This is a genomic window from Burkholderia sp. AU33545, assembly GCF_020419685.1.
In the GTDB taxonomy this organism is placed as follows: domain Bacteria; phylum Pseudomonadota; class Gammaproteobacteria; order Burkholderiales; family Burkholderiaceae; genus Burkholderia; species Burkholderia diffusa.
In genome coordinates, this window is the sequence record NZ_JAIZRQ010000001.1 from 696,878 (window position 1) to 709,324 (window position 12,447).

The 12,447-nt window shown below is 70.0% G+C and carries 5 protein-coding genes; 4 read left to right on the forward strand and 1 reads right to left on the reverse strand.

What is annotated here, in order from left to right; translation table 11 throughout:
* Positions 1-256 precede the first annotated feature (256 nt).
* Positions 257-2,548, reverse strand: coding sequence for an FUSC family protein (locus tag LGM71_RS03230; protein ID WP_226113998.1), 2,292 nt, complete (start codon positions 2,546-2,548; stop codon positions 257-259).
* Between the two features lie 182 nt (positions 2,549-2,730).
* Between LGM71_RS03230 and recC the strand changes: the two genes are divergently transcribed.
* The 4 genes from recC to arfB are packed head-to-tail and all read left to right on the forward strand — an operon-like array spanning position 2,731 to position 12,438.
* On the forward strand, positions 2,731-6,069 hold the full coding sequence (recC, locus tag LGM71_RS03235; protein WP_226113999.1) for an exodeoxyribonuclease V subunit gamma: 3,339 nt from the start codon (positions 2,731-2,733) through the stop codon (positions 6,067-6,069).
* Complete coding sequence (gene recB, locus LGM71_RS03240; RefSeq protein WP_226114000.1) at positions 6,066-9,776, forward strand: exodeoxyribonuclease V subunit beta; 3,711 nt, start codon at positions 6,066-6,068, stop codon at positions 9,774-9,776. Before recC ends, recB begins: the two co-directional genes overlap by 4 nt.
* On the forward strand, positions 9,773-12,037 hold the full coding sequence (locus LGM71_RS03245; protein ID WP_226114001.1) for an AAA family ATPase: 2,265 nt from the start codon (positions 9,773-9,775) through the stop codon (positions 12,035-12,037). The genes recB and LGM71_RS03245 overlap by 4 nt, the downstream gene beginning before the upstream one ends.
* Entirely contained in the window at positions 12,034-12,438 is a 405-nt protein-coding gene (arfB, locus tag LGM71_RS03250) for an alternative ribosome rescue aminoacyl-tRNA hydrolase ArfB (RefSeq protein WP_059603429.1), read from the forward strand. Before LGM71_RS03245 ends, arfB begins: the two co-directional genes overlap by 4 nt.
* Positions 12,439-12,447 lie beyond the last annotated feature (9 nt).

A 12,447-nucleotide genomic window follows, 5' to 3' on the forward strand; every position in this document is an offset into this window, starting at 1 on the left:
CCGGCCCGGTTGATTCAAGTTGTATATACAACTTAGGCGTGCCCGAATGATAACAAGCCTGACCATGCGACCGGAATCGGGTATTCCCTGACTGGCGCAACCGGCGCAATCGAAGGTGGGGCCATCGCGCAGCGGGCGCGTGGGCCGTAAGGGGCGTGCGGGTCATGCTTCGGGAAGGGTGTTGCGGGCGCGGGGAGCGCTGCCGGCCGGCCCGCTTGTGTGTGCGGGCGGCCGGTGGCGGAACGACGTCATGGCGTCATGCGGGCAGGCGGATGACGCTCGCGTCCTTGCGGATCAGCAGCGACGACGCGAGCATCTGCTTGCACTGGTGCGCGAGCACCTTCAGGTCGTGCGTGAGCTCGGCGCCGACCGCGTCGGATTTTTCCGCGGACACGACCATCGCGTCGAGGTCGCGGGTGATCTGCTTCGTCGCGTCGAGCTGGTCGGCCGGCGGCGGTTCGCCGGCTTCTGCCTTCTCGAGGTTCTCGAGCACGGCGGACAGGCCGCGGCGCAACGCATCGTCGTGGACGATGTTCTCGTCGGCCGCACACGCGCTCCGGATCAGTGGCGCGGCGGCGGTGATCTGCGCACCGAGCACGTGGGTCTGCACGAGCAGGTCGTTCAGCTCCGGCACGAAGCGCTGGTGCGCCTTCGGCTCGATCATCATCCGCTGGAACGCCTGGCCGAGGTTCGCGAACGCGATGTGCACGTCCTTGCGCGCGAGGCGGTAGCGGTAGTCGTCGTCGAGGGCGGCGGCCGGCGTCTCGATTGCCGCCGCGACGACCGGCACGACCGCCGCGCCGTCGGCGGCCGGCACGGGCGGCGGCGACACGCCGCGCCCGGCGCGCCACACTGCTTCGAAATACCTGCGTGTCGAGGTCAGCATGTCGGTGACGAGCTTGCCCATCAGCCGGTATTCCCAGTACGGGAACAGGCGGCTCGCCGCGATTGCGATCATGCAGCCGACCACCGTGTCGATCGCGCGCTCGCCGATGATCCGCATGCTGCCCGGCGCGAGCAGGTGGAACATCAGCAGCACGTAAGACGATGTGAACACGACGCTCGCCGCGTAGTTGAACAGCAGCAGGCTGTAGCTCATCACCATCGACCCGAACATGATTGCGATCAGCAGGTGCGGTTCCTTGACCGTGTAGATCAGCGCGATGCTCGCCGCGCAGCCGATCAGCGTGCCGACGATACGCTGCGCGTTGCGCTGCTTGGTGAGCGAGTAGCCGGGCTTCAGGATGATGATGGTCGTCATCACGATCCAGTAGGCATTCGTGAGCGGCAGCAGCCGGCCGAGCCAGAAGCCGACCGCGACCGCGATCGTCACGCGCAGCGCGTGGCGAAAGCTCGGCGAGCGCATGTTCAGGTTCGAGAAGATCAGGAGCGGCGACATCCGGCGCCGCTGCAGGAAGCGCGTGAGCGCCTTGTCGATCTTCAGTTCGGTCTGCTGCGGATCGGCATGGCCCGACAGGTTGCGGCGCATCCGGTCGATCAGGCGCGTCGCGCTCCAGATGCGGCGGAAGGTCGCGAGCACGGCTGCGTAGGCTTCCGCGTTGGTGGCCGGGAAGTTCTTCTTGCGCATCAGCTCGATCTCGTACTCGATCGCGCGCAGTTCGGCCTTCACGTTGATCCGAGAATGCGGCGCGCGATTCTCGAGCACCGCGAGGCCGATTTCCTCGAGGTCGCGGGCCGCCTTGTGGATCAGGTCGCGATAGAAAATGATCAGGTCGGAGCCGCCGAACGTGTTGCGCACGAGCGGGTAGTCGGTGTGCGCGCCGACGAACAGCTCGTGCAGGTCGACGCTGTTGATGAACAGGTTGTACATCATCGTGCGGCCGGGGTCGAGCTTGCCGCGGCGCAGCTTCGGCAGGTTGCGCAGCACGATGTCGCGCGCGGTTTCCTGGGTTTCGACCGCGGTGATCTGCTTCGCGACGAGATTGCGATAGCACTCGTCGAGATCGGCATCGAGATCGTAGAATTGCGCACGGGCGAGCAGGTAGTCGGCGCATGCGAACAGGCTTTCGGCGAGCGCCTGCTGTTCGATCCGGCGCGCCTGCCATTGCGACACGAGCGTCGCCCAGTACGTGTACCAGAGGCCGCCGGCGAGAATCCAGCCGGCATTGACGAACGCTTGCAGCGGCGTGAAATTCTCCTCGAGCGTCATCACCATCATGAACAGCGTCGCGAAGCTGATCTGCGGCCAGCGGTTGCCGTAGACGACGATCAGCGACAGCACGAACGTGAGCGGCACGATCGTCAGCCACAGCGCGAAGATGTTCGGCGTGGCGAGGCCGGTCGCGAGCGCGGCCAGGAAGCCGATCACGCTGCACGCGAGCATTTCGTTGTGCTTGTACTTCAGCGGGCCCGGCATGTCGACGACGCACGCGCCGAGCGCACCGGTCGAGATCGTGAAGCCGAGCTCCCGGTTGTGAAACACGATCAGGCACAGCACGGCCGGCAGCGATACGCCGACCGCGATCCGCAGGCCGCCGAAAAAGTACTGGCTGTAGAAAAACTTTCTGATTTCGACCGAATAGCGCATCGATGGGCTGAATGACAGACGAAGACGCCCCGGGGCGTCGTAATGACTGGCGACGAGTCTATCGTATTTCGCTGTCCGCAAAACCTGGCCTTTCGGACGAGGTTCGCCGCGACGGCCCTTTTGCTATCCTTGGTGCTCCCGTTCGCACGGCCTGGCCGGCGCGAGACTCCGACACCCGCTTCATGCTCCATCTCTTCTATTCGAACCGTCACGAAACGCTGGCCGACGCGCTGCTCGACGACCTGGCCGCGTTCCCGGCCCGCAACGGCCCGTGGGCGCCGCAACAGGTCATCGTACCGAGCGCGGCGCTTCGCCGCCGTCTGGAACTCGACATCGCCGCGCGCCACGGCGTGTGCGCGAACGTCGAGTTCACGTATCTCGCGCAGTGGCTGTGGGCGCAGATCGGCCGCGTGCTGACGGTGCCCGCGCGCTCGCCGTTCGCACCCGATCGCCTCGTGTGGCGCTGCTACCGGCTGTTCGCACAGGGCGCGGGCAGCGCGCCGTGGCTCGCGTCGCCGCGGCTGGCTGCGTATCTGTCGGCGTCCGACGACGCGATGCGCTACGAGCTCGCACAGCGCGTCGCGGCCGTGCTCGATCATTACCTGACCTATCGGCCCGAATGGCTGGCCGCATGGCAGGCCGGCGAGTCGGTGCTCGCGGGCGACGCCGCGCCGCGCGGAATCAGCGATGCCGCACGGGACGACGAGCACTGGCAGGCGGCGCTGTGGCGTGCGCTGCTCGCGGAGCTGAGCGACAGCGGCACGCCACCCGCGCATCGCTTCCTCGTGGAGGCGCGCAACCTCGATCTCGAGACCGTCGCGCGTGCCGACTGGCCGGAATCGGTCAGCGTGTTCGCGCTGCCGACGATGCCGCCGCTGCACGTCGCGTTGCTGCGCGAGCTGTCGCGCTGGATCGACGTGCGCGTCTATGCGCTCAATCCGTGCCGCGAATTCTGGTTCGACATCGTCACCGCCGCGCATGCCGAAGCGCTCGATGCGGCCGGCCGGCTCGACTATCAGGAAGTCGGCCATCCCCTGCTCGCGGAGTGGGGCCGGCAGACGCAGGCGCAGCTGCACATGCTGCACGAACTGACTGAAAGCGCCGCGTCAGGCGATGCGTCGCGTTTCGTCGGGAATCCCGCGCCGACCTGGCTCGCGCGCGTGCAGAACGCCATCCTCGACCTGCAACCGGAGGCCGAGCTCGGCGAAGCGCCGGCCGAGCGCGGGATCGAGGTGCACGTGTGCCACAGCCTCGCGCGCCAGCTCGAGGTGCTGCATGACCGCCTGCTCGCGTGGTTCGATGCGGACGCGACACTGCAGCCGTCCGATGTGCTCGTGGCGGTCGCCGATCTCGCGGCGGCCGGGCCACTGATCGATGCCGTGTTCGGAACGGCGGGCGCCGGCGGCGCGCGCGTGCCTTACCGGATCACCGGCCTGCCGCCGTCGCAGGCGAACCCGGTCGCGCGCGTGCTGCTGGAATGGCTCGCGTTGCCGGAGCGGCAGGTCGGCGCGCCTGAGTTGGTCGAATGGCTGCGCGTCGACGCGGTGGCGGCCCGTTACGGCATCGACGCAACCGCGCTCGAGACGGTTCAGACCTGGCTCGCGGCCGCAGGCGCGCGGCGCGGGCTGTCGCCGACGGTGAGCGACGATGCGGCGGTGCCTGCGCCGCGCCATACGTTTTCCGATGCGCTCGCGCGGCTCTTCCTCGGCTATGCGATGCCCGAAGGCGCGGCACCGGTCGGCGCGTGGCTGCCGATCGAGGCGGCGACCGGCAGCGAGGCCGAACTGCTCGGCCGGCTCGCGCGCTTCACGGACGATCTCGACGGCTTCTCGCGACGGCTCGCCGACGCGCACACGCCGCGCGCCTGGAGCGAACTGTTCGCCGACACGCTCGCGCGGTTCTTCGACTCCGGTGCCGCATATGCCGATGCGCTGTCGGGCGTGCGCGACGCGCTCGACGCGATGCTCGCCGCGATGACGGAAGGCGCGCCCGACGAAGCCTTGCCCGCGGCCGTCGTACGCGCGGGGCTGGCAGCCGCGCTTGACGATCCGGCGCGCGGCGGGGTGCCGTGGGGCGGCGTCACGTTCTCGTCGCTGACGAGCCTGCGCGGGCTGCCATACCGCGTCGTGTGCCTGCTCGGCATGGACGACGGCGTGCTGCCGAGCCTCGCTCGCGCGGACGAGTTCGACCTGATGGCCGTGTTGCCGAAGCTCGGCGACCGGCAGCGCCGCGACGACGAACGCAACCTGTTCCTCGACCTGCTGCTCGCCGCGCGCGACCGGCTGCTGATTGCCTATACGGGGCGCAGCATTCGCGACAACGCGCCGTTGCCGCCCGCGGCGCTCGTCGACGAATTGCTCGACCATCTCGCGCTCGTCACGGCCGGCGCGGACGCCCCGCCGGACGCCGTCGATGCCGCGCGGCGCGCGTTCATCGTCGAACATCCGCTGCAACCGTTCGCGGCCGAATATTTCCGGCCCGGCAGCGAACTGGCTTCGTACGACGCCGAGCGCGCGACGCTCGCGGCACTGCTGGCAGCCGAAGCCGCACGCGATGCCACGCAAGAGCAGCCGTTCTTCGCGCAACCGCTGCCGGCCGAGCCGGTCGAACCCGTCGCGTTCAGCGAATTCGAGCGGTTCTGGCGGCATCCGGCCCGCGCGCTGCTGCGCGCGCGGCTCGGCATCGTGCTGGCCGACGCGCAGGCCGAACTGCTCGATACGGAGCCGTTCGCACTCGACTTCGCGGGCAGCGACGCGCTCGCCGAGCGCCTGCTGCCGCTTTTGATCGAATCGGATGAAGGCGGCGTGCACGATCACGCGCTGCGCATCGCGGACGCCAGCCCGGAGCTGCCGGGCGGCGCGACAGGCGCCGTCTGGCGCGACCAGGCGCTCGGCTCGATGACGCAGCTTGCGTCGAACGTGCGGCGTGCGCTGGCCGACGGCATGGAACGGCGGCCATTCACGCTCGCGATCGCGCCTGCATGGCCCGACACCGAACAGGCGCTGTTCGGTGCCGATGACGCGATGCTGTCGGGCGATGCGGTGAGCGCGCCGCTCGAGTTGCACGGCACGCTGAACCGGCTGACGCCGGCGGGCCAGATCATCTATCGCTATGCACGGCCGAGCGCGCGCGACTACCTGTCCGCGTGGCTCGCGCACCTCGTCTACTGCGCGGTGGAGCCCGACGGCCCGCGCCGCACGCTGTGGTTCGGCAGCGGCGGCGCGTTCGAACTCACGCCGGTCGCGGCACCGCTCGAGCGCCTCGCGCCGCTCGCCGCGCTGTTTCGCGCGGGGCGGCGCATGCCGCTGCGGTTCTTCCCGCGCAGTGCGTGGGCGCGCATTTCCGACGGCGAGGCGAAGGCCGCGAGCGTCTGGATCAACGAGCGCGTGGTGAGCGAAGCCGACGATCCGGCGATCGCGATCGCGTGGCGCGGCGCACATCCGTCGCTCGACGAGCCGTTCGGCACGCTCGCCCGGCTCGTGTTCGAGCCGATGCTGGAACATCTGAAGGAGGTCGCATGAGCGCCGCATCCCAGCCGCAGGCGGCGCTCGAACTCGACGTGTTCGCGTGTCCGCTCGACGGCGTCAACCAGATCGAGGCGTCGGCCGGTACCGGCAAGACGTGGAACATTTGCGCGCTTTACGTGCGCCTGCTGCTGGAGAAGGATCTCGGCGCGGACGAAATCCTCGTCGTGACCTTCACGAAGGCGGCGACGGCCGAACTGCACGAGCGGATCCGCGGGCGGCTGGCGCAACTCGCGCATGCGCTCGATACCGATGACGACGGCGGCGATCCGTTCGTCGCGCGCCTGCTCGAGACGACGCTCGGCGAAGCCGGCGCGCTCGACCCCGAGACCGCCGCGAAGCGGATCCGGCGAGCGCTGCGCTCATTCGACCAGGCGGCGATCCACACGATCCACGCGTTCTGCCAGCGTGCGCTGCAGGAGGCACCGTTCGCGGCCGCGATGCCGTTCGCGTTCGAGATGCAGGCCGACGATGCGGCGCTGCGCTTCGAGCTCGCGGCGGACTTCTGGCGCACGCGCGTCGAGCCGATGGCCGCGCGCTGGCCCGGCTTCGCGACGTGGCTCGTCGATTCGGGCGCGGGCCCGGCCGCGCTCGACGCCCAGCTCGCGCGGCGGCTGAAGAAGCCGCTCGCCGCGCTGCGCTGGGACGGCGTCGTCGAACCGGACGCATCGGCGGAGGCCGCTGCCGTCGAATGCTTCGCGGAGGCCGCGCGGATGTGGGCCGACGAGCGGGATGCGATCGACGCATTGCTGCGCACCGCGCAGCCCGTGCTCAATCAGCGTTCGCACAAGCTCGACGCGGTTGCCGATGCGCTCGGCGCGTGGTCCGCGCATTTCGCGCAAGGCAACGCGGCTGCCGCGATACCGAAGGCGGCGCTCAAGCTCACCCGCACCGCGCTCGCGAAGGCGACGAAAAAGGGCGGCGCGACCCCCGAACACCCGTTCTTCGACGTGGCCGACGCGCTCGAAGCGGCGGTGGCCGCCGCCGAGGCCGCGCAACGCGCGCGCTGGCTCGCGCTGGTCGCCGACTGGCTCGACACAGCGCCGGGCGAGCTGGCCGAACGCAAGCGTACGCGCCGCGTCGTGTCGTTCGACGATCTGCTGGCGAACCTGTATCACGCGTTGCACGTGCATCCGTGGCTCGCCGAGACGCTGCGCGCGCGCTATCCGGCCGCGCTGATCGACGAATTCCAGGATACGGACCCGCTGCAGTTCGCGATCTTCAACAGGATCTTCGCACCGGGCGGGCCGCTCTTTCTCGTCGGCGATCCGAAGCAGGCCATTTACAGCTTCCGCGCGGCGGATCTGCATACGTATCTCGCCGCGCGGGCAGGCGCGAGCGCGTGCTACACGCTCGCGGTCAACCAGCGCTCGACACCGGCGATCGTCGATGCGTGCAACCGCTTCTTCATGTCGAACCCGCGTGCGTTCGTGCTCGACGGGCTCGACTATTACGCGGTGCGCGCCGGCACGCGCGTGCGCACACCGTTCGTCGACGGAACCGATCCTGGCCCATCCGGCGATTTCCGGATCTGGGCGCTGCCGGGCGGCGACGGCACGCTGCTCAAGCGCGACGCGCAGGCACAGGCCGCCCAGGCGTGCGCGGCCGAGATCGCACGGCTGATGCGCGGCGCGCGCGAAGGACATGTGCGGCTCGGCGATACGCCGCTGTCGCCGGGCGACGTCGCGGTGCTGGTGCAGACGCACCGGCAGGGCAGCCTCGTGAAACGCGTGCTCGCCACGTGGGGCATCGGCAGCGTCGAACTCGCGCAGGCGTCCGTGTTTTCGACCGGCGATGCGGAGCAGCTCGAGCGCGTGCTTGCAGCGATCGATGCGCCGGGCGACCTGCGGCGCTTGCGTGCGGCGCTGGCCGCCGACTGGTTCGGCCTCGATGCGGGGGCGCTGTGGCGGATGGAGCAGGGCGACGGCGATGTGTCGCGCGCAGCGGCCGACGGTGCGGACGCGATGAGCTGGGTCGAGCGCTTCTCGCGCTATCGGCTGTTGTGGCGCGAACGCGGCTTCGCGGTGATGTGGCGCACGTTCACGCGCGAGCTGCGGGTCGCCGAGCGGCTGATGGCCGGCGCCGACGGCGAACGCCGCGTGACCGACATCAACCACCTGGCCGAATTGACGCAGGCGCGTGCGTCCGCGCAGCCGGGCATCGCGCCGACGCTGCGCTGGCTCGCCGCGCAACGGCTCGACGGCGGCGGCGAGGAAGCGCAACTGCGTCTCGAATCCGATCGCAACCTCGTGCAGATCGTGACCGTGCATAAGTCGAAGGGCCTCGAATATGCGGTCGTGTTCTGTCCGTTCCTGAACGACGGGGGGCTGCGCGAGCCGCCCGCGTCGGCGCTACCCGACGCGCGCGAGTATCACGACGATGCGGGCGACGCCGTGCTGCATTACGGGTGCGACGACGAAGCAGCCGAGCATGCCGCGCGCCAGGCGTTGCGCGAACAGGCGGCGGAACGCGCGCGGCTCGTCTACGTGGCGCTCACGCGCGCGGTCTATCGGTGCTATCTCGTCGCCGGGCCTTATCTGTCGTCGCGCTCGACCCGCGAGGCGCGGCGCAGCGTGCTGAACTGGCTCGTGGCCGGGGCCGGCCAGTCGTTCGACGCGTGGCTCGACGAGCCGCCCGACGAAGCGGCGCTCGACGCCGCGTGGCAAGCGCTCGCGGGCGGGCCCGTGAGCGTTGCACCGTTGCCGGTGCCGGCGCGCCGTGAGCGGCTGGCTGCCGGCCACGATGCATCGCAGACGCTCGCCGCACGCCATGCGACGCGCGTGCTGCGCGACGCGTGGCGGATGGCGAGCTTCAGTTCGCTGACCGCGTCGATGGCGCGCGAGGAGGTGGGCGTCGCGGTCGTGCCGGACGACGATCTGCGGCCCGATCACGATGCGCTTGCCGCCGTCGCGCCGGACGGCGCGCTTGCCGTGGCCGACACCGTCGCGGTCGAGGTCGAGCCGCCGGACGACGATATCCTCATGTTTCCGCGCGGCGCGGCAGCGGGCGAGTGTCTGCACCGCCTGTTCGAACTCAGCCGGTTCACCGAGCCCGATTCGTGGCACCAGGCGGCGCTCGGCGCGCTGCACGACCGGCCAGTCGAGGCCGAGCCCGAACTCGCGACGCGCCTGCCCGCGATGATGGCGCGGCTCGTCGACGATGTCGTTCGCACGGAGCTCGTGCCGGGCATGCGGCTCGCGGATCTCGATCCCGCCAAGCGGCTCGACGAAATGGGTTTCCTGTTCCCGGCGCCGTCGCTCGAGCTGGGCGCGCTGCGTCGGCTGCTGGTCGCGCACGGCTATCCGGACGTTGCGCTGGACGCGGGTGTGCTCGCCGGTTTCATCAAGGGTTTCATCGACATGATCGTCGAACACGAAGGCCGCTTCTGGATCGTCGACTGGAAGTCGAACCATCTCGGCAATACGCCGGACGCTTATGGCCCGCGTGCGCTCGACGTCGCGATGGCCAATCATGCCTATCACCTGCAGGCGCTGCTCTATACGGTTGCGCTGCATCGCTATTTGCGCGGGCGGCTGCCCGACTATGACTACGACACGCATATCGCGGGCTATCTGTACCTGTTCGTGCGTGGCGTGCGGCCGGACTGGCGCAGTGCCGGCGAACCGGCCGGCGTGCATGTGCGGCGGCCGGCGCGCGAACTCGTCGACGCGCTCGACCGGATGATGGAAGGGAGCCGCGCATGAACGTGTCCGACGATACGCTCGAATTCACCGGCGGCCTCGTTGCGCGCCTGCCCGAGCCGGCTGATTTCGGCATCGCGCTCGCGGAAGGATTCGCGCGGCGCATCGGCGACCTGTCGCGCCGCGCGGGTGCGCCGGCCGCGGCTGCGCGCTGGGCGGCGCGTGCCGCGTTTGCGACGAGCCGGGCGACCGCGGGCGGCCACGTATGCGTGTCGCTCGGCGCGCTCGCGCAGCGCTACGAGGAACCGGTCGACGACGTGCGCGCAGCGCTTGCCGCGAGCGGCGTGGTGGCCTTCGGCACGCTCGCGCGCGGCGACGAGCGGCCGCTGATCGTCGACCGGCACGACCATCTGTATCTGTCGCGTTATTTCGACTACGAACGTCGGCTCGCCGATGCGCTCGTCGCGCAGGCCGGCGTCGCCGCACCGGGCGACGTGCTGTCGCCCGACCGGTTGCGCGACAGTCTCGTTCGTTACTTCGGGCCCGCGACGGGCGAAGTGGACTGGCAGCGCGTCGCGGCGATCGTTGCGCTGACAGGACGCGTGACGATCGTCAGCGGCGGCCCCGGCACCGGCAAGACGACGACCGTCGTCGGCGTGCTGGCTTGTCTGCTCGACGCGCAGCCGGGATTGCGCATCGCGCTGGCGGCACCCACCGGCAAGGCTGCGCAGCGGATGCAGGAAGCGCTGCACGCGCGGGCGGGCGACCTGCCGCCGGAACTTGCCGCGCGCCTGCCCGACACGTCGTACACGCTGCATCGCCTGCTCGGCGGCGGCGGGGCGGCTGGCTTCCGCCATCATCGCGACAATCCGTTGCCGTACGACCTGATCGTGGTCGACGAGGCGTCGATGATCGACGTCGCGCTCGCCGCGCATCTGCTCGATGCGCTCGCGCCGGGCGCCCGGCTCGTGCTGCTCGGCGACAAGGATCAGCTTGCCGCGGTCGAGGCCGGCGCCGTGTTCGCCGAACTCAGCGCACGGCCGACGTTCACCGCCGCTGCGCGCACGCGCATCGCGGATGCGCTCGGGATCGACGAAGCGGCTTTCGTCGCGGCCTTGCCGGTGCCGGACGGCGAGGCGGCGGGGGTGGTTGCTGTTGCGGCTCAACCCCCGGCGTCTGCGCCATTGTCGGCGAACGCGGCGCGCAAGCCACCGGCGCGGCGCAACGTGGATACGCGCCAGGCGTCGTTGTTCGACGACGACCCGCAGGACGAAGTGGTTTCCCCGGCGGCTTCGTCGTCACCTGCACCCGCTGACCTCGAAGGCACCTCCGTAGCCACCGATCCTGCATGGATCGAAGCCGACGAACTCGCGTGGCTCGACGCGGTCGAGCTCGCGCCGATCGATCCGGCCGATGCGGGAGGGGCGGCAACGCGGGTGTCGACCGCTGCAACGCGAGCCGATGACATCGCCGCCCCGTCACCCGCACCGCTCGCAGACTGCGTCGTGTGGCTCGAACGCAATTACCGCTTCGGTCTCGATTCGCCAATCGGCCGCCTGTCGCTCGCGATCCGCCGCGGCGACGTGCAGGGCGCGCTCGACGCGTTGCCGGCTGACGATGCCGCTGCCGCGTCGTTTCACGACGACGCGGGCGAGACGCTTGCGGCGTCGACGGTCGAGCGGCTCGCGCGCCGGTTCGGTGCGTACATCGATGCGTTGCGCACCGCGTTGTCCGGGCCGCAGCCCGATCCGTTGCCGTTGTTCGATGCGCTCAACCGCTTCCGGATCCTGTGCGCGACGCGCACCGGCTCACGCGGCGCCGAGCACGTCAATGCACTGGTGGCCACGCACGTGCGGCATGCCGTGCGCGTGCCGCTCGCGGTCGGCGCACACTGGTTCACCGGCCGGCCGATCATGGTGACGCGCAATGACTATGCGCTCGGACTGTTCAACGGCGACATTGGCATCGCGTTGCCGGACGCGCACGGCGTGCTGCGCGTATGGTTCCGCCGCGCGGACGGCACCGCGCGCGCCGTGTCGCCCGCGGCGCTGCCGCCGCATGAGACGGCGTTTGCGCTGACCGTCCACAAGTCGCAGGGCTCCGAATTCGACGAGGCCGCGCTCGTGCTGCCGGCGTCGTTCAGCCGTGTGCTCACGCGCGAACTCGTCTACACCGCCGTCACGCGTGCGCGCACGCGCGTGCAGGTGATCGGCCCGCGGCGCGTGCTGGCGCAGGCAGTCGCGACACGTACGCAACGCGATTCGGGCCTTGCGGCCCGCGTCGACGAGGCGCTCGCGCGGCGCCGCAAGGAGACGTCGCGATGATGATCCGCTATACGCTCGATCCGGCCGAAGTCGAATGGACTGCCGTGCGCGCGCAGGGTGCCGGCGGCCAGAACGTCAACAAGGTGTCGAGCGCGATTCACTTGCGTTTCGACATCCGCGCGTCGTCGCTGCCGCCCGTCATCAAGGAACGGCTTCTCGCGCTGTCCGACCAGCGCATCACGCGCGACGGCATCGTCGTGATCAAGTCACAGGAATACCGCACCCAGGAGAAAAACCGCGACGCAGCACTCGCGCGGCTCGATGCGTTGATCGGCAGCGTCGCGTACACGCCGCGTGCGCGGGTCGCGACACGGCCGACACGCGCATCGAAGGAGCGGCGGCTCGAACACAAGTCGCGCCGCAGCGTGGTGAAGTCCGGAAGAGGGAAGGTGATCGACTGACGAAAGAAA